The sequence below is a fragment of the Effusibacillus lacus genome, assembly GCF_002335525.1.
In the GTDB taxonomy this organism is placed as follows: Bacteria; Bacillota; Bacilli; order Tumebacillales; family Effusibacillaceae; genus Effusibacillus; species Effusibacillus lacus.
In genome coordinates this window covers 82,991-102,192 of the sequence record NZ_BDUF01000076.1, presented here as the reverse complement: position 1 = coordinate 102,192, position 19,202 = coordinate 82,991, and the positions used below count along the sequence as shown (strand labels likewise).

The window sequence follows — 19,202 nt, the reverse complement described above, 5'->3', positions numbered from 1 at the left end:
AGCAAGAACGGAAAATCCGGTTACTCCCCGGCGTGTGCCAATGAGTGGAACAAAGCGGTTTGCAAGAAACCGAAAATCAAATGTTCGGAATGCGAACATCGCATTTTTTTTGCCGGTGACGGATCAGGTGATTTTTGATCATCTGAAGGGGAGGCAGACTTTGGATGAGAATCGGAATACTTTAATATTTGACGATCTTCTGAAAGCTTTGGACGAAGGCCGATCTCCCTTGCTGTTAACAGAACGAACTGCACATGTGGAGTACTTTGCAAATCGATTGAAAGGTTTTGCCAAAAAAGTGATTGTGCTCCGAGGTGGCATGGGGAACAAACAGCGCCAACAGGTTGCTGACAAACTGCTGAGTATTCCGGAAGGGGAGGAACGCGTTCTGATTGCCACCGGACGATTCATCGGAGAAGGGTTTGACGATCCCCGGCTGGACCCCCTATTCCTCGTCATACCGATCTCCTGGAAAGGCACTTTGCAGCAATATGCCGGACGGTTACACCGTTTGCACAGTAACAAGCGCGTAGTCAGGATCTATGATTATGTTGATCCTCACATCCCCGTGTTGAAGAGGATGTATGAAAAACGTTTGCAGGGATACCGGGATATGGGGTATCAAACGGAAACGAAAGGATAGATTGTGGTGGTTCCAATATCAATTGAAAAATTTGTTGCCAAGTACATGAAAAGCAATCCTTCTGCTGACAAGAAACTCGTTCTGTCTTCTCTTAAAAATTCCGTTAAGAGTAAAAAATCCGATGCGAGATGCATCCATTGCGGCCAACCGATTTGGGCAATCGGCAGTTCTTTTGTTGGTTGGGACGGTTGTTTCACTTGCATAACGGGCGACAGTGACGATTCGCAGGATTATGAAATCGATGAGGTGTGTTGATCATAAAGCAGTAGCTTTCAACGGGGAATTTGATTTTTAGGCCATCTATGGTAAACTACAGGCATACAAGTTTCATAAGATTGCATATAATAAAAGTGACCGCAGGTGCGGGAACACCTACGGCCGATGTACAATAGCTGCCCCTCCTGGGGCCGGCTCAAGCATGTGGGATAGAACCGCTGAGTTGTGGGCTCAAGGGCGGTCTATCTTTTTTTCTTTCCCGACAGTATTAACGCGACCAGTGCACCAAAAGAAATCATCAGTGAGATCGCCTCATAAACTGTCATGGCATCACCCCCTTTCATTAGGGGATGAGCCGACCACCCTTGAGGAGCCTATTCTATTGCACAAGGTCAGTATAGCATATTTTCTGATGATAACGAACTGGTGTTCTGGTATGCCCAGGAAAAAATTCGACAGGGACACCCGCACCAATTTCCGTTTCCTCTGTAACCCTTTAAACAGGCTGTGTTGCTTGCTCGAATGTTGGCATAATTTCAGTAGTCAATAACAGCAACAAACCACCCCTGCCGCCAAATTGGGACGGGGGTGGTTTGTTCTGTTTACACATCTGCCTCTATTTCTTGCGTGTCACATAGATTCCAAAGTCTGTCCACACATCTTCCAGCACGTGAAGGGAACTGGATACCTGCTCGGGTGCCCGGTGTGCCATTACACGCAACAGTGCGGTGACCAATGACAACGGAGCGGCAAATGAATCCATATGGGAAGCAATTCCTGTCGGAGTAAACAGAACCTCATGGGCCAAACCGGTCAGAGGAGAAGAGGGATAATCCGTGATCGCAACAATTTGAACCCCTTTTTTTCGGGCAAATTGCAAACAATCGACTGTCAGCCGGGAGTATCGGGCAAAGCCGATCCCGACGATTACATCCTCAGGGCCAAACCGGTTCAGCAAATCCAGGGTTCGGGGTTCCCCCGTAAAAAGGGTCACCTCTTTATTTAACAGATTCAGATAGAACTCGAAGAACAATCCCAGGGACACCGTACTGCGCGAACATACAATCCCAACGCGGCGGGCGGATACGAGACTGTCTATAGTTCTTTCAAAAACCCCAAGATCGATCCGTTCCCTCATCATCATTATATTTTGCACATCATCTTCAAAAAACTGCATGACCATCCGTTGTTCATCGTTATCCAACGTTCGCGACAGCTGAAACCGTTCCCCCGTCGTGAGGCGGGACCTGACCAGTTCCTGCAATTCCCGTGAGAGGGCCGGAAAACCGGAACAGCCAATAAATGCGGCAAACCGGGTAACAGTGGAATCGCTTACATTTGCTTGCCTGGCCATCTCACCCACATTGTAAAAAGCGGCTGTTTCGGGATCTTGCAGGATTACATCCGCAATCATTTGCTGCGAGTGGCTCATTTCAGGATACAATTGAGTAATTTTCTGCAGAATCGTAGGTCCTTGTTCCAAAGAACATCACTCCGGGATTTTCTTATCTTCTATTATACATGGACGGTGGCCTTGAATGCCGCAAAACTTTTTTCAAACGCTTCCAGAGTCGCCTGTATTTCCTTCGGCCCATGGGCGTCCGACATGGAGAACCGGTTTAACGGTTTCGAATAAACTCCATTATCCATCAACAAATAGTCCAAAGCCAAACGCCAATCTTTACGGTTTCGGCTCAGGTCGCGGTAATTGCTTACGTCCCCTTCTATGGCCAACACATTAAAAATTGTCCCTGCTCCAATGGTTCTTATCGGAACTTCGAAACTTTGGGCAAGGGATTCGATGCCCTTTCGCAATTCGTTGGTACGGTTCACGATACTTTCAAATTTTCCCGGTTGTTTCAAATAACGAATGGTTGCCAGACCTGCCGCCAGGGAAACCGGATTTCCATTGAACGTTCCGCTGTGGAATACCACTTCTTCCCTTTTGGGTGAGCGGCCAGGGGAGCACATATCCAGAATTTCTTGCTTCCCGCCTACGACACCGATTGGGAAACCGCCTCCCACGACTTTTCCAAGTGCTGTTAAGTCCGGCTGTACCCCGTAAAACGCCTGGGCTCCGCCTAATGATACACGGAACCCGGTTTTCACTTCATCAAAAATCAGCACCATTCCAAGCTTCTCCGTCAAATCGCGCAAGTTCACGACAAATCTCGGGTCGGCAGCAATATATCCTGCCTGCATAGGTTCAAGGATAACGGCCCCGATTCGCTCTTTCATGCTGGTCAAGATCCGTTCGCAGGCAGGCCAGTCGTTAAAAGGCAGAATGATGGTGTGTTGAAGATAATAGTCCGGGATTCCGTAAGATTCCGGTACTGCTTGCGGGGTTTCCGGACTTCCTGCCTGGTTTAGTTCCGGATTCACACTGACCAGCACGTGATCGTGGCTTCCGTGGTAATGGCCTTCAAATTTTGCGATATGCGTCTTCCCGGTAAAAGCCAAAGCAAGCCGCAAAGCGAACAGAGTGGCCTCCAAACCGGAATTCGTAAAACGCAGCCGTTCAAAACCGGGATACAACTCTTTGATCTCTTTCGACATCTCCAGCTCTAAAGGGTGTGTGGCTCCAAAACTGCTTGTACCCTGGTCTTCCCAAACCTGTTCCAACGCTTGCCGAACGACGGAGTGCCCGTGACCCAAAAGCAAGGATCCGTATGACAGTAGATAATCCACGTAATGATTGCCGTCGAGATCCACCAGCCAAGCGCCGTATGCTTTTTGAAAAGTCATCGGAAACGGCTGAAAAAACCTGAGGTTTCCATTGACACCACCCGCAATCACGGAGTCCGCCTCTTTAAAAAAAGAGGCGGACTTAGTCCTTTTTGCACTGTATTGAGCCTGTAAGGAAGAAAGATTCACCGACAGCACCTCCAGAATGTTGTGAAATTATTATTGCATTAATTTTCGATTTGTGCAATTATATTTTCATAAACTGTTTAAAAAATCTGACATAGACACCGGGAACTTGGAAGGATCAAAAAAGGAAAAGGGGTGTATGAAATGCAGATCAACAAAAAGAGGGCCGGTCGAGTAAGAACCATCAGTGGATGGTTGGTTGCAGGATTGCTGATGGTCGCAACATTTGCAGCGGGGTGTGGGCCTAAAATTGATCCCGCAAGTAAAGATCCCAGTAAGCAAGGACAAGATACAGGCAACAAAACGGGCGCCAAAGAGTATCTGTTTGCCACCGGAGGTACGGGCGGAACCTATTATCCGCTGGGCGGGGCGATCGCGAATGTATGGAATCAGCGCATCAACGAATTGCATGTGACGGTTCAATCGACAGGAGCTTCTGTGGAAAACATGAAGCTTTTGGGGAATAAGGAAACGGAGTTGGCAATGGCGATCAACAGCATTGCTCACGATGCTTATAACGGGAAAGGCGCTTTCACCAAACCGATAAAAAATTTCCGTGCCGTCGGCGTCATTTATCCGGAAGTGATTCAGATCGTAACGCCGAAAAACAGTTCCATCAAGAGCCTCGAAGATTTGAAAGGCAAACGTGTTTCAACGGGGCCTGCGGGGAGTGGAACGGCGGTGGCGGCGGAACAGATTCTTGAAGCATATGGCATCAAACTAAGCGAATTGAAAGTCTTCCAAGATACCTTTACGGACGCTGCAACAAAACTGAAAGACGGAAACCTTGATGCCGCATTTGCGATTCTCAGCGTTCCGGCAGCCAACATTGAGGACATTGCGACTTCAAAAGACGTTCGGATTCTGCCTGTCACCGGACAAGGTCTTGAGACACTGAAAAGGAACCATCCGTTCTATACCGATTACGTAATACCTGCCAACACGTATAAAGGGCAGAGTGAAGACGTTCGCACGGTTTCCATGCAAGCAGTCCTTTATGCCCGCGAAGATTTGCCGGAAGATATTGTGTATCAGATCACGAAGACGATGTATGAACAGAAAGATGAAATCGCAAAAGGATACGCAATCGGAAAACAGATCAGTCTGGAAAAAGCGCTGAGCGGAATCACGGTTCCGCTGCATTCGGGAGCCGAGAAGTTCTATAAAGAAAAGGGAATGAAGTGATATAAGCCACCGCATAATCATCGTTTCGGGGGGTGCTCGGTCGTGAACGAACAAAAGCTGCTGGAGAAATACGATATTGAATATTCTTTTCGCAAAAAATTGGGGAAATGGAAAGTTGTAGTGAGTTTTCTGGCGATCACCCTGACTTTGTTCCAATTGTATACGGCGATGTTTGGAACCCTCCCATCGCAGCAGCATCGGGGATTTCATCTGGGATTGGGGCTGGGCCTGATTTTTCTTCTGTTTCCGGATAAAACATCCGGCAAAAAGAACGGGTTCAGAAACAGTCTGCTCTTTTTCTGCTTGTTTTTGGCGGCAGACCTTCTGCTCTATGCCTCAGGCAAACTGTCGCTTCCTGTTGCGGTATCGGCCGCAAGCTTTTTGATTCTCCGCCTGGTCAGTCAATGGCTGAATAAAAAGCAAGACCCAATCCCCTGGCCAGATTTGTTTCTGGCTTTGCTGGGGGTTGCCGCAGGGTTTTATCAAGTTGTATTCTTTCAGGAGATCATCGGTCGAACCGGTGACTATAGCGACATGGACTTATCGGTTGCCACACTGGCTGTATGTCTGGTGCTGGAAGCAGCCAAAAGAGTGGTGGGGCTGCCGATTGTCGTCGTTGCATCCGTCGCGCTTGTCTATGCTTATGCAGGATCTTATATGCCGGGGTTCTTGGCGCATAGAGGGTTTAGCGTGGAAAGGATTCTGTCCCACTCTTATTTGAGTACGGAAGGGATATTGGGAATCCCGATTGCGGTATCGGCAACCTTTATCTTTTTATTCTTGTTTTTCGGCGTGGTCCTGAACCGTACGGGGATCGGCCAATACTTTAACGATCTGGCTTTTGCCTTAACCGGAGGATTGGTGGGAGGTCCGGCCAAAGCCGCCGTTGTTTCAAGCGCCATGCAAGGCACCGTTTCGGGAAGCTCTGTTGCCAACACTGTGGGATCGGGTATTTTTACGATTCCTTTAATGAAAAAGACAGGATATACGCCCGAGTTTGCGGCAGCCGTGGAAGCTTCCTCTTCAACCGGCGGCCAAATCATGCCGCCTGTAATGGGAGCAGCCGCTTTCCTGATGATCGAGTTTACAGACCTCCCTTACAGCCAGATTGCACTGGCCGCATTGATTCCGGCTTTGCTTTATTTTGCGGGCATCTATTTTGCGGTGCATTTCGAATCGAAACGCTTGGGGATTCTCGGGCTGCCGAAAGACCAGCTGCCGGATTTAAAGGAATTGATATTGAAAAAGGGGTATCTGCTTATCCCCCTGATCCTCATAGTAGGAATTCTGGGAATCGGTCAATCACCGATGAAAGCGGCTCTGTTGGGAATTGCAGCCGCCTATTTGGTAAGTTTCCTTAAAAAGGAGACACGTTTGGGAATCAAGGCTCTTCTGGATACGTTGGAAGAAGGGGCACGGACCGCGCTGGGAGTGATCGGAGCATGTGCCGCAGCGGGGATCATCGTGGGCGTCGTGACTTTGACCGGATTGGGACTCAAGGCGGCGGGCGGAATCATAGCATTAGCCAACGGATATCTTCTGCCCACAATGTTTTTCACGATGATCACCAGCCTGATTCTGGGAATGGGGTTGCCCACAACCGCAAACTATGTCATAACCGCAACCATGGCGGCTCCTGCCCTGGCCGAATTTGGAGTCCCGCCAATCGCTGCCCATCTGTTCGTTTTCTACTTCGGGATCGTTGCGGATATCACCCCGCCCGTTGCTTTGGCCGCTTATGCCGGCGCGGGGCTGGCGAACGCCAACCCGTTCCGGACAGGGGTGCTTGCAACAAAAATCGGAGTCGCCGCCTTTCTGGTTCCCTATATCTTTGTCCTCTCACCAGAGTTGGTGATGGTCGACACAACTTTCACCGCTTCGCTGTGGGCCATTCTCACGGCGATAGTGGGCATGGTCGGGATCAGTTCCGGCCTGTTCGGCTACTTTATTACAGACTCCACGAAATTTGAAAGAATCGTCAGTTTCGGAGCCGGCTTGTCGCTTGTGGATCCGGGGATCGTGACAGATCTGGCCGGGTTGGCGATTTTGCTCGCTATCTATGGATTGCAAAAACGAAGGGTGGCGGGTTTGAAAAGCAGTGTGATCAACAGCAAGCTGTAATCTTCCCATGCGGTGCAAGGCTTTGATCCACAGTACAGCAAATAATAGGCTTTCGCCCATAACGTGACATGTCTCCCAAACGTATTATGAATAGGCTTCTTTTCATACTGAATCCCAGAAAGGAGTGACATGTTCTTGTTCAACGGGAACCCTGATCAGACTGAATCTTACATGCCCGGAAAGCCTCAACAAATGGCGGAACCCCATGAACTGGCTCCCGAATTATTGGAGCCTGAACCCGCATCGGAATCGCCCGAACTGGAGGAGGCATCTGAAACCGCCGACCGTAATCCTGAACCCCCAAGCTTTGTACCGAGACCGTTTGGCTATGTGCCAGGCTCCCCCGTATTTTACGGACCGCCCGTCTATCGGATGTCGCCTGTCGTATATGTACCCGGACAACTTGTATATGTACCGCTGTTCCCAGGATACAGATATTGGACTTAATCAGGATGGCTCTTTTCAAAACGTTCCCCTGCTCGGGCGGGAACGTTTTTTTGTTTGGGCAGTCGCATAGGAAAAGCACGATGAATACCTTGAAAGAGGTGAAATCGATTCGGAAAGGAGAACCAGTATGCCAGACCCAATCTATGTTGTCCGGGCGGGCGATTCCTTATATGAAATTGCAAGAAGATTTAATACGACAGTGGAAGCCATTCAAATCCTGAACCGGTTACCCACCACTGCCCTCAGTGTCGGCCAAAGGTTACGGATTCCAGTTTATACGGAAGTCATTGTGAATGTGGATGTTGCCAATGTCAGAAGCTATGCTTCCACGCGAGCAAGGGTTATGGCACAGATGGATCGGGGGGCACGTCTCCCGGTTGTGGGAAGTCAAGGGGAATGGGTGCAGGTCCGATTGTATAACGGGCGGAATGGGTGGATCACCAGAAGGCTCGTCACCATGGTTCCTCATGGCGGTGAACGGCCCGTTCTGGAGATTTTAGGTTTTTATACGGAGGAAGAGGGACCCGGACTCCCGAGTTCCTATCAGGACTTTGTTCAACATACGGCCCAGATTTCGGATATTGGATTGTTCCATTTTCGAATTGACAGGGAAAATCCCACCCGGGCAGAAAAGTTTTTTACCTTTACCGATGAGTACATGAGAGATTTGGTGCGGTTTGGACACCGGCATAATATCAAAATGCTGCCTGTGGTGCACAACCTTCTTTATGAACGGGGACAGCAAGGGGTCAACAAACAGGTCATTCATGGCATGCTCGCTACCGCAACCACCCGCAGAAGGTTCATTAACAGTTTGCTGGGTCTGATTCAGACGTACGGATTTGATGGGATCCATATCGATTTTGAGGATGTGAATTATGAGGATCGGTTTCTGCTTTCCGCTTTCTATCGGGAGTTAGGCCGTGAGTTACGAAATCGAGGCTATTATTTTGCCGTCAGCACTCCTTCACGAACTTCGGACCAGCCTACCAACCCCTTTTCAGCTCCCTTCGATTATGCGGTCATTGGGGAAGCGGCGAATGAATTTGTGGCGATGCTCTATAATGAACATGGCTGGCCGGGAAGCGGACCCGGACCGGTGGTTTCCATCGGGTGGATGGAAAGAGTGATCCGCTATGCCCTGACCAAAATGCCCGCCAGCAAGATTACGGCTGCCGTTTCCGTGTTTGGGTTTGATTTCAATTTAACCACCGGAAAAAATACGTATGTCACCTATTCGATGGCGATGAATCTTGCGAGAAGGTATGGGCAAGAAGTAATTTTTGACCAGGCAACGCAAACCCCGATGTTTCGCTATACGGATGCTGCGGGAAATAAACATGAGGTCTGGTTCGAAAATGCGGCCAGTATTCGAGCGAAGTTGAATTTGGCGAATCGGTTGGGGATCCGGGGCCTGGCACTCTGGCGCTTGGGGATGGAGGATCCTGCTGTTTGGAGAATGCTTGCCACGGAGTTTGTTGTCAGAAAAAGTGTGATCTGAAGCTGAGCCGGCCACTCCCGTTCCCTGACAGAATCTGTCATACTAGGTGATAGACTGATGGTACAATGGGCTGAAGTCCAGGGGGATGCAAAGGGGGATCTGCAATGAGAATCTTGCACACGGCCGACTGGCATTTTGGCAAAACGCTGGAGGGACGGGACCGCCTGCCTGAGCAGGCGCAATTTGTTGAGGAGCTATGCGAGATCTGCGAGCAGGAAGCTGTCGATCTGGTGTTAATGGCGGGGGATGTTTACCAGACGGCCAATCCGAGTGCCGCTGCGGAGGATTTGTTTTATTACGCGGTGGACCGGTTGTCGGCGAATGGGCGGAGGGGCGTTGTCGTGATAGCTGGCAATCATGACAACCCGGACCGTCTGGTGGCTGCGTCTCCGCTGGCCCACCGCAATGGCATCATTCTGATTGGAAGACCACACGATGAGATCGTTTGGGCACCAGGCCCATCCCGGAACCGGGTACAGGTAGTTGAAGCCGGACCTTCCTGGTTGAAACTCCGCATCCCAGGGGTTGATCATCACGCGGTTATAGCTGCATTGCCGTATCCATCCGAATCCAGGTTACGGGAACTTCTGACCCGAAGTACTGAAGACGCCGAACTGCGGAAGGAGTACAATGCACAGATCGCTTACATATTTGAAAAATTGACCTCTCATTACCGGCGGGACACGGTCAATCTGGCCATGAGCCACCTGTATGTGCAGGGCGGGCAAATGTCCGAATCGGAGCATCAGATTCAGGTGGGCGGTGCCTATTCGGTGGACCCCGGCAGCTTTCCGGAGATAGCCCAGTATGTTGCCCTTGGCCATCTGCACCGGCCGCAGGGAGTCTCCGCCTCGCCCGTGCCCACCCGTTATTCCGGGTCGCCGCTGGCCTACAGTTTCTCGGAATGCAACCACAAGAAGTCGGTCGTCCTGATCGAAGCCACACCGGGCATACCGGCACAGATCCGGGAGATTCCGCTTTCTTCCGGCAAACCTCTGGTCAAATGGACCGCCGAAGGGGGAATCCGCCAGGTTCAACAATGGGTTGAGGAAGGCAGAGACCCGCTGGCCTGGATCGATTTGACGGTCCATGTGGAGACCGCCCTGACCATGGAGGACATCCAATTGCTGCGTGCCATGCATGAAGGATTCGTCAACATCCGGCCCGTTTTTCCCGATCTCAACCAGACGCTGTCTGCTGCAGAAGTAAAGAACCTGTCGGATGAGGAGATGTTTATCCGGTTCTATGAGCGGCAAACCAACGGTGCTACACCGGAACCGGAACTGGTCAGGCTGTTTCTGGAACTGACCGCTGACGTGGTGGAGGAAGAGGAATCTGTGGAAAGCGAGGAGATGGCCGGATGAAGCCGGTTCTATTATCCATTGAGGGGCTTCACAGCTTTCGGGAGAAGCAGACGATTCGCTTTGACGAATTGACCGACGCAGGCGTGTTTGGCATTTTCGGCCCGACTGGTAGCGGCAAATCCACCATTCTGGACGCCCTCACGCTTGCTCTCTACGGTACCGTTGGCCGGGCCAAGAACCGGACGCAAGGCATCCTGAATCATTCGGCAAACAGCCTGGAAGTCTCCTTTCAATTTCAAATCGGCACGGGCGCCCATCGGCGGACTTTCCGGGTTGACAGACGATATGTCCGGAACACCGATATTAGTGTGAAAAATAAGTACAGCCGTCTGTACGAATTGGATGCCAATGACGAACCGCTTGCCGTGTTGGCCGACAAGGACGGCGAGGTCTCGCAGCGAATTCAGGAAATCCTCGGTCTGAAACCGGAGGACTTCACAAAGGCGGTCGTCCTGCCGCAGGGGGAGTTTGACCAGTTTCTGCATCTGGACGGCAAGAACAGGCGGGACATGCTGCAGCGGCTGTTTGCCCTGGAACGGTATGGCGTGAATTTGACCAAACGGCTGAACGAGCGCCATTTAACGACGGAACAAAAACTTAAGGAAGTAACGGCGGAGCAAACCGGCATGGGGGACTGTTCCCGGGAGGCTGTCAAACAGGCGGAACAGTTGCATACGGCTGCCATCCGGAAGGAAGAGGAAGCCAAGAACCAACTGGCGGCGGTACAAACCAAGCACGACGCAGCCAAACAAGTCCTGGAGTGGCAGAGACTCCTGCAGGAAACCAATCGGAAACTGGAACAACATGCCCTTGCCGGCCCAGACATCGAGGGATTGAAAGACAGACTGGAAATGTCCCGCAGAGCGGACAAGGTGCTGCCTTTTGTCCAAAGGGTTGAGCAGTTGCAATCGGAGGAACAAACCCGCCTCCATGAAAAAAACGCCCTGCAATCCACTATCGAAACCTTGCGTTTGGAAACCGGCTCTGCCTTTGAGCGATACAACCAATCCAAACAGTTGCGGGAAACAAGACAACCGGAACTGATTAAGCTGCAAACGCAGCTTGATGCAGCCGCTGCCCTGGAAACCGAGATCGAAACTTTAAATCACAAAATGCAGGAGCTCGAACAGCAACACGCAGACAAGACCGGGGAACATGCTGACCTGCAATCGACCGTTCAGGCGTTGACGGATCGGCAGCAGACGCTTGCAGAGGAACTGCTGCAGCAGCAAGCAGTCATGGAACAGAACGACGTGACGCCCGAATACAGAGCGGCGGTCCAGGAAGCCCTGAGCAAACAGGAGGCCTACAATCTGGCGTTCAAGGATTTCAGTGAAGCGGAGAAGGAGTGGCAGCGCCGAAACGGGGAATGGAAGGATGCCATCGCCCGGTTGGAAACGGAAACCGCCAACCTGCAGTCCAAAGAAACTGAGGTAACCGTATCTCAAGAGAAGCTCGCCCGGATGCAGGAACATCCGCCTGCTGCACAAGAGTCCTTGTCCGAGCAGGAAATCCGGCTGCTGGAGTGTAAGACCAAAGCGGAGCAACTGTCCCGGCTGGAAGCGGAGAGTCAGCGGGACTCGGAAAAAATGTCCGGTCTGGAACGGGACATTCAGAATCTGGCAGCTGTCCGGCAGGCAAAAGCGGATGATCTGCAGCAAGCTCAGGCGCAATTGGACTCGCTCCGTCACCAATACCAACAAAGCGTGATGCAAAATAAGAGGGTGATGGCCCATGCTTTGGCAGCGGATTTGCGTGAGGGGGAACCCTGTCCGGTGTGCGGGTCCCATGACCATCCTCATCCTGTTTCCACCACGGAACTTGCAGAGCGGGACTCGGCAGAAATGGAACAATTGCAGCGGGCCATTCAGGCGGCGGAAGAGCAGATCCAGAATTTGAAAGCGGAAGTAACGGCCATCGATTTGAACCACAGTTTCATCCTTTCGCAAATCAACGATCTCAACCAGGCCACCACCGCGCGATTGGAGGAAATCAGAGGACTCCGTGGGGAGTTAAACCTTCGACTGCAGAAGGACAGACTGAACATTAGCGGTCAGCAGTATTTGGCAGAGATTGAAGAATGGCAAAATGAACTTGCCTCCAAGCGTTCCGAATGGGCGAGTTGGAACGAACAGGTCCGGCTGACGGAAGCAGCCATCCAGCGACTGAAAGAAGAACAGGCCAACTTGAAATCTAACGTGGCCGTGGGCGGGCATAAAGTGGCAACTGCGGAAAAAGAAGCCGATGCGGCCCGCCAAGCCTTGAGCATGAAAGAGAAAGATCTGGACAAGGCAAAGGAGGCTTTGCAGAAAGCACTGGCCGCCATTGGAGTTGACAGGGCGGAAGATGCGGCAATCGAACTGCAAACAAAGGACGTTCTTGTCAGGAACGCACAGCTAAGGCGGAAAGAACTGCAAACCGATCTGGACCGGTTGGGGAAAACAATTGCCGAAACACAAACCACCATCAACCGTCTCAATGTGGAACTTGCCGGAATGACCACCCAACTTGCGGAAAGCAGAGAGGCCCTTTTTCAGAAACAACAGGCCTGGCATCGGATCACAAACGGTGTTCCCGCCAAAGAACTTCAGCAACAGGTTCTGGACGAGCTGGCCCAACTGCAGGAAACCGAGAAGAAGACAGAACAGAACTACAAGGAAAAATCCGACCGTCTGCAAGAAGCGGAACGCCTACTTACACATGCCATTGCCCGGTATGACGAACTCATCAGCCAGATGACGGTGGCAGAGAAGGAATTGCAGGCAAGATTGCTGGAGGAGAACTTCACAACGGCGGGCGAAGCGAAGGACGCGAAGCTTTCTCCGCAGGAGACGGACGAGTACGAAAAGCGCGTCCAGGAACATATTGAACAGGGAAAAACCTTGTCAGACGAAAAAGGGAAACTGGAACGGAATTTGGCGGGGCAAACCCTCACCGAAGAAGAATGGCTGCATATTCAACAGGAATTGGCGGATGCCGAACAGGATAAGCAGAATGCGACGCTGGCATTGGGGGCTGCCAGCCTTCAGCTTCAGGAGTTGCTTGCCAAGCACGTCCGTTGGAACGAGTTGGAGGAGCAAAGAGCCGCATTGGCCAAACAGTTTGGGTATCTGGGGCGGCTGAAGGAGATCTTGAAGGGGGACCGGTTTGTCGAGTTCCTTGCGCAGGAGCAGTTGGAGATTGTGGCACGGCAGGCTTCCGACCGGCTCAAGAAATTGACCCGGAACCGCTATGCTCTGGAGGTGGCGGAAGATGGGGGCTTCCTGATGCGGGATGACTCCAATGGAGGCGTCAAACGTCCCGTCACTTCGCTTTCCGGCGGGGAAACGTTTCTGACTTCCTTGGCACTGGCGTTGTCTTTATCTTCCCAAATTCAGCTGCGGGGCAAATATCCGCTGGAGTTTTTCTTTCTGGATGAGGGATTCGGCACCCTGGATCCGGAACTGCTTGAGGTTGTAATGTCAACTTTGGAACAGCTTCAGCTGGAGAACATGACCATCGGCATCATCAGCCATGTGTCGGAACTGCAGCAGCGCCTGCACCGGCGCCTGGTGGTGGAACCGGCCCAACCCGCCGGCCGCGGCACCCGCGTGCGGGTCGAGCGGATGTAGAGATCTACCTGGGGTTTGAAGTGATAAAGAAGTTTCTATAAGCAATGAGTATTCAGGACGTGCCCGGCACGTCCGTTTTTTTATTTCTCACCATTCACATATTATTCACAAAATCTGGTTTATAAGGGTTTTTTTCACAAAAACTAAGGGAATTCCCGGATAGGGTGTTTTTTCATAGAAAAATAAAATTAAAGTATAAGCTACTATTTGCTTTCCTCTATTTGGAATTTACTTCAAAGGAAGGTGACTCAAAATGACTGCAGAGAGCGCACTTTCTACCAAACCAGAAACCACACCCAAGAAAGAAACGAAATGGATTTGGCTGGTGGCAGCGACTTTGGCGATGCTGATTGTTCTTATGCTTCCGGCCCCCGCCGGTTTGCCTGTGGCGGGTCAGAGAGCTCTTGCTGTATTGGCCTTTGCTGTGATCCTTTGGATCTCAGAAGCGGTGACGTACCCGGTGAGCGCCACGTTGGTTGTGGCTTTAACCACTTTGTTGCTGGGCCTGAGCCCTTCTGTCGACAAACCCGGAACGCTGATGGGCACCAAAGAGGCTTTGAACCTGGCTTTGTCGGGGTTCAGCAACTCGGCGGTGGCACTGGTGGCCGGTGCGCTGTTCCTGGCAGCCGCGATGCAGGAAACGGGTCTTGACAAACGAATTGCCCTCTATATTTTGTCCAAGGTTGGCTCGGGCACCAGAAGCATACTGTTTGGCGCGATTCTGGTAGCCGTTGTTCTATCCTTCTTTGTTCCGAGCACCACAGCCCGTGTCGGCGCGATTCTGCCGATCATCCTCGGAATGGTGGCCGCGTTCGGTCTGCCAAAAAACAGCCGCTTCGCGGCCTTGCTGGTCATCGCATCCGCACAAGCCGCCTCGATCTGGAATATCGGGGTGAAAACGGCTGCCGCCCAAAACATGGTAGCGATCGGCTTTATGGAAAAAGCGTTCAAAAGCACCGTCACATGGGGCCAATGGTTTCTCTACGCAGCACCGTGGGCCATCCTTATGTCGGTTGTTCTTTACTTTGTAATGCTTAAGGTGATCCCGCCTGAAATGAAGTCGATTCCGAACGGACAGGAAATGGTAAAGAAACAACTGGAGGAACTGGGACCGTTGGACGGCAAGCAGTGGAGATTGATGATCATAGCGGTATCCCTGCTTTTCCTGTGGGCGACCGAGAACATTCTGCATCCGTTGGACAGCACCACCGCAACGTTGATTGCAGTTGCAGTCATGTTGACCCCGTATATCGGCGTATTTACCTGGAAGCAGGCAGAGAAAGACATCCCTTGGGGCACGGTGATCCTCTTTGCTGTGGGCATCTCACTCGGCTCCGTTCTGCTGAAGACGAAAGCAGCTACGTGGTTAGCCAACGCACTGTTTGAGTCTGTCGGACTTACCACTTTGTCGGTGTTGGCGATTGTAGCTGTACTGTCGGCCTTTAACATCCTGGTGCACCTGGGGTTTGCAAGTGCAACCAGTTTGGCGGCCGTATTGATTCCGGTTGTCATCGCTCTTGTCCAGGGAATGGATCGCCCGGACATCAACGGACCCGGCTTGGTATTGATTCAACAGTTTGTCATCAGTTTTGGATTCCTGCTGCCGGTGAACGCTCCGCAAAATATGCTGGCATACGGAACCGAAACCTTCACTACCAAGGATTTTATCAAGTCAGGCATTCCCTTGACGATCGTCGGGTATCTGCTGATTCTCCTCATGTCGGTCACCTACTGGCAATGGGTCGGGTTGTTATAAAAGAGAACAGCCCCTGCTCCTCTCTCTCAAACACCGATGATTTGATTTTTAGGCTGTCTATGGTAAACTACAGACATAGAAGTTTATAAGATTGCGTATAATAAAAGTAACCGTAGGTGCGGGAACACCTACGGTCAAGTACAATAGCTGCCCCTCATGGGGTCGGCTCGAGGTTATGTGGAATAGACTGCGGAGTTGTCAGCTCAAGGGCGGTCTATTTCTTTTTCTTTTCCGACAGCAGCAGCGTGATCAACGATCCGAAAGCAATCATCAGAGAGATCGCCTCATAAACTGTCATGGCATCACCCCCTCTCATTAGGGGATGAGCCGACCACCCTTGAGGAGCCTATTCTATTGTACAAGGTCAAGTATAGCATAATTTTGCCATAAAAGCGAACTGATGTTCTATGTTGATTGGATTTGGCTTTTTCTACCAGGGGGTTGAAGTGATAAAGAAATTCTTTATTCGAGCAAAGGAAAGAGAGTGGCAACAATGGAGAATAAAAACAAAAATCTGAGTGAATCGCAACCAATCACTAACTCAGTGGGTGTGGAAAACCGGGAGCCGTTTAATGATGCAATAAGACATTTCGATGTTGTACATGGTTTTCAAACTGCCAAGCGAATTAACCAGATACCCCGAAAAAAGAGAGTGTCAATTCGATTGTTTGGGATGCTGGCTGTGGTATTCTTGGTTGCGACTGTGTTTTGGTCCATCATTCAACAGTAGAAGGAGGAGTAATATGTTTTCAAGTTTTGGTATTCCGGGTCTACTCATGATGCTTCTTTGGTTATTGCCACTGGCTCTGATTGTCATTCTGGTTTACTTTCTGTTTCGTGCGATTGATTTTATGAGAACCAAAACACGGCACGATGAAATGATCCTTGAAAAACTTCAACGTCTTATTGAACTGCAAGAAAAAAGAGATAACTAAAATATATAAGGGGAACGATAGTCCACAAATTTGATTACAGTCTGGATTAGGTTGGAGTCATACCTGAAGTGGATAAACCGTGAGAGGTTACGGTATTCCTGCTAATTGTTTCAAAGCCCAAATAAGTTTAGATAAACCGCAGGTGTTCATGCACCTGCGGTTACCTATTTCCCCTTATTCCATTACATCCTTGCACTTGACTGAAGGCTCACAACGATTACAAAGCAGGATACATTTAGATAACTGAATAACGGACTTGCAGGTACTAATTTTTTAAAATCAAAGGCGGATTTTTCAATTAACGGATTATGAAGTATCTATCTGCCTATTTCGTACTCTGCATCAGATAGTCAGGCTTTAATAACGGATCGAGAATCCACTATTGATCAAACGGATATTCACTACATCAAGATAAGGGATCGAAAATCCACTATTTGCCTCATATACAAGGCAGCAGCGTCACTGGTCTTGGTTCTGACTGTCTTTGGCCTCATTGTGACCGTTATCGTTTTGTCTGTTACTCCCCATCGCATGCCGGAACACGTTCCGGGATCGTACATATTCCCGATCCGAACGACCGCAGCGGGCGTTGGCGGCACGGGCCATCGCGAAGAACAAGTCGGACAGCCGGTTGAGATAACGCAAGCACTGGGGATTGATCGGTTCCACTTTGGCCAGGGCCACCACGCGCCGTTCCGCTCTGCGGGTTACCGTGCGGCAGATGTGCAGCTTGGAAGCAGGTCGGGATCCGCCTGGCACAATGAATTTTTTTACCGGTAAGGCTTGGTTCATGTAGTGGTCAATCAATGGTTCCAACCGGTCCACCATTTCACCTGTCACTTTGTAAGGACGCACTTCACCGACAGTCGCCAGGTCGCTGCCCACATCAAACAATTCCTGCTGGACATCGTTCAGCATTTCCACCATATCTGCCAAATCGACCGGCCATTCCTCCAACAGCGAAAGAGCATCCCCGACGAAGGAATTGGCTTCATCCACCGTTCCATAGGCGTCCACCCGCAGGTCGTCCTTGCTGCGGCGATCCCCGACCAGTGCTGTGATTCCCTCATCCCCGCTGCGTGTATAGATGCTCATCCCGCTTTACCTCCTCAAGTGCTTCGATCAATTCCGTCGAAGACTCATAGACTCTGCCGTAATCAATACCCGGACGGCAGATGACGATTACTTGCACATTGTTGTCCAGCGCCGCTTTTACCTTCTCCTGCACGGAACCTTCCGCCCCCGATTCCTTGGTAATGACGGTACTGACGCCGTAATGGCGGTAGAAGGCCTGATTCAACTCTTCAGAGAAAGGGCCTTGCATTGCCACGATGTTCTTCTGGGGGATTCCCAGTTCTGCACATTTGCGCATATTTTCTTCGTTGGGCAGCATCCGGGCGATCATGCGGATGCCTTCAACCCCGTTCAAGACCTCCGCAAAGATGTGCAGCGTCTTGGAACCTGTAGTGAGAAAAATCGTCCCTTTCCGCTCAAGGGCAACCTCTGCCGCTTCCCGGTAATCCCGTACATAGGTAATCAGCGGGTGGTCAGACAGGATGCTGCCGGGACGTTCGTATCGATAATAGGGAATTCCGGCACTGTTGGCAGCTTCCATGGCGTTTTGCGAAGCGATTTCGGCAAACGGATGGCTGGCGTCCACAATGGCAGAGATTTGGTTCCGACGGATGATTTCCGCCATCTCTTCCGATGTTTTTCGGCCTACGGACACGTCCAGCCCCGCACTTTTCAGGGATTCGGCTGCCGATTCCGTCACGACGGATACAAGCAGTCTGTATCCTTTTGCTTGAAGCTCTATGGCAAGTTCGCGGGCGTCACTGGTTCCCGCCAGAAAGAGGATCATCACAGTCCCTCCAAATTGTTTAAAGTTTACATAATGTTAATTGTTGTGCGGATAGGACTAATTGTCAGTCCTATTATTGTTTTATTGATTGAAACCTTAATAATAGGACTGATTTCCATCCCTATTCGGGGGATTCTCGTGGTCCGCAAACAAAAAACCAGTATAGGACTGAAAAACAGTTCTATTTCTAGGGGTAAAACCGATTCCAAGGGAATAAGCCTGAAAATCAGTCTTATTAATGGATCGTGCTATCAGGCGGTCCAACAAAACAAAATCCCCTCTGTTCGAGAGGGGACAGACGCACAAGAAGTCCTGCTGCGGCCGAATGGGGCAGACCCATCAGGACCGCTTCGCGTGACACCTCCCCATCTCCCGTAGGTGCGGCATAGCCATGCCATGCTGTGCCATAACGGTGTCGTTGGAACAGGCAGGTCTCCTGGCTTCGAATCATCACCCTGTACCCCTTCCCAAGCATATGCCCAGTGGATCTGATACAGGACTCCTCTATACAGTGGCGGGACCGCGTTGGATTTGCACCAAACTTCCCTCTTCGCCCAAATCATCTTGGGACCTGTTCCCTGTCAAATATCAAATTTGGGTATGGACAAACTTTCCTGAAAACATGTATTCTTGATTCGAATATACAATTCCTGCAACTCATAAACAATAACATATGTCCTCGTCCAGGTGC

The 19,202-nt window shown here is 50.7% G+C and carries 17 protein-coding genes and 1 riboswitch; of the genes, 10 read left to right on the top strand and 7 right to left on the bottom strand.

All coding sequences use genetic code 11. The features are described from left to right. Both EFBL_RS22100 and EFBL_RS21370 read left to right on the top strand, forming a co-directional pair. Positions 1-138 (top strand): TOTE conflict system archaeo-eukaryotic primase domain-containing protein (locus EFBL_RS22100; RefSeq protein ID WP_439952286.1); only part of this gene is annotated, 138 nt, incomplete at its 5' end. After that, entirely contained in the window at positions 116-643 is a 528-nt protein-coding gene (locus tag EFBL_RS21370) for a DEAD/DEAH box helicase (protein ID WP_424955031.1), read from the top strand. The genes EFBL_RS22100 and EFBL_RS21370, both read left to right, overlap by 23 nt. Before the next feature lie 458 nt (positions 644-1,101). Here EFBL_RS21370 and EFBL_RS21365 read toward each other — a convergent pair whose 3' ends face one another. The 3 genes from EFBL_RS21365 to EFBL_RS14305 form a co-directional block, all read right to left on the bottom strand. After that, positions 1,102-1,185 (bottom strand): putative holin-like toxin, encoded by an 84-nt coding sequence (locus EFBL_RS21365; RefSeq protein WP_269432707.1) that lies wholly within the window; start codon positions 1,183-1,185, stop codon positions 1,102-1,104. A 290-nt stretch (positions 1,186-1,475) separates the two neighbouring features. Continuing rightward, positions 1,476-2,342 carry a MurR/RpiR family transcriptional regulator gene (locus tag EFBL_RS14310; RefSeq protein WP_096182769.1) on the bottom strand — a complete coding sequence of 289 codons (867 nt, stop codon included), beginning with the start codon at positions 2,340-2,342 and terminating at the stop codon, positions 1,476-1,478. Between the two features lie 32 nt (positions 2,343-2,374). After that, positions 2,375-3,733, bottom strand: coding sequence for an aspartate aminotransferase family protein (locus EFBL_RS14305; protein WP_096182768.1), 1,359 nt, complete (start codon positions 3,731-3,733; stop codon positions 2,375-2,377). Between the two features lie 141 nt (positions 3,734-3,874). On the opposite strand from EFBL_RS14305, the gene EFBL_RS14300 reads away from it, so the two are divergent. The 7 genes from EFBL_RS14300 (at position 3,875) to EFBL_RS14270 (ending at position 15,715) form a co-directional block, all read left to right on the top strand. After that, positions 3,875-4,915, top strand: a complete 1,041-nt coding sequence (locus tag EFBL_RS14300) for a TAXI family TRAP transporter solute-binding subunit (RefSeq protein WP_096182767.1) — start codon at positions 3,875-3,877, stop codon at positions 4,913-4,915. 42 nt (positions 4,916-4,957) lie between these two features. Next, a complete protein-coding gene (locus EFBL_RS14295; protein WP_231705813.1) occupies positions 4,958-7,036 on the top strand; it encodes a TRAP transporter permease in 2,079 nt (692 codons plus the stop codon). Between the two features lie 135 nt (positions 7,037-7,171). Beyond that, a complete protein-coding gene (locus EFBL_RS14290) occupies positions 7,172-7,483 on the top strand; it encodes a hypothetical protein (RefSeq protein ID WP_131927674.1) in 312 nt (103 codons plus the stop codon). Between the two features lie 127 nt (positions 7,484-7,610). Next, a complete protein-coding gene (locus EFBL_RS14285; protein ID WP_096182765.1) occupies positions 7,611-8,984 on the top strand; it encodes a glycosyl hydrolase family 18 protein in 1,374 nt (457 codons plus the stop codon). Between the two features lie 104 nt (positions 8,985-9,088). Next, positions 9,089-10,348, top strand: coding sequence for an exonuclease SbcCD subunit D (locus tag EFBL_RS14280; RefSeq protein ID WP_096182764.1), 1,260 nt, complete (start codon positions 9,089-9,091; stop codon positions 10,346-10,348). After that, a complete protein-coding gene (locus tag EFBL_RS14275) occupies positions 10,345-13,959 on the top strand; it encodes an AAA family ATPase (RefSeq protein WP_096182763.1) in 3,615 nt (1,204 codons plus the stop codon). Before EFBL_RS14280 ends, EFBL_RS14275 begins: the two co-directional genes overlap by 4 nt. A 253-nt stretch (positions 13,960-14,212) precedes the next feature. After that, complete coding sequence (locus EFBL_RS14270; RefSeq protein WP_096182762.1) at positions 14,213-15,715, top strand: SLC13 family permease; 1,503 nt, start codon at positions 14,213-14,215, stop codon at positions 15,713-15,715. A gap of 214 nt (positions 15,716-15,929) precedes the next feature. On the opposite strand, the gene EFBL_RS21925 is transcribed toward EFBL_RS14270, so the two are convergent. After that, on the bottom strand, positions 15,930-16,013 hold the full coding sequence (locus EFBL_RS21925; RefSeq protein WP_369690106.1) for a putative holin-like toxin: 84 nt from the start codon (positions 16,011-16,013) through the stop codon (positions 15,930-15,932). 445 nt (positions 16,014-16,458) lie between these two features. Between EFBL_RS21925 and EFBL_RS14260 the strand changes: the two genes are divergently transcribed. Next, complete coding sequence (locus tag EFBL_RS14260) at positions 16,459-16,650, top strand: hypothetical protein (RefSeq protein ID WP_096182760.1); 192 nt, start codon at positions 16,459-16,461, stop codon at positions 16,648-16,650. A gap of 459 nt (positions 16,651-17,109) precedes the next feature. On the opposite strand, the gene EFBL_RS14255 is transcribed toward EFBL_RS14260, so the two are convergent. From EFBL_RS14255 to EFBL_RS20350, 3 genes are all read right to left on the bottom strand, one after another. Beyond that, positions 17,110-17,745 (bottom strand): cob(I)yrinic acid a,c-diamide adenosyltransferase, encoded by a 636-nt coding sequence (locus tag EFBL_RS14255; protein WP_096182759.1) that lies wholly within the window; start codon positions 17,743-17,745, stop codon positions 17,110-17,112. Further along, positions 17,717-18,511, bottom strand: coding sequence for a precorrin-6A reductase (gene cobK / locus EFBL_RS14250; protein ID WP_096182758.1), 795 nt, complete (start codon positions 18,509-18,511; stop codon positions 17,717-17,719). Before cobK ends, EFBL_RS14255 begins: the two co-directional genes overlap by 29 nt. 235 nt (positions 18,512-18,746) lie before the next feature. Beyond that, the gene (locus tag EFBL_RS20350; RefSeq protein WP_149029965.1) at positions 18,747-18,962 is read right to left on the bottom strand and encodes a hypothetical protein; all 216 of its coding nucleotides are present in this window, start codon (positions 18,960-18,962) and stop codon (positions 18,747-18,749) included. Next, positions 18,921-19,101, bottom strand: a riboswitch (cobalamin riboswitch). Its footprint overlaps the gene before it by 42 nt. Between the last annotated feature and the right edge of the window lie 101 nt (positions 19,102-19,202).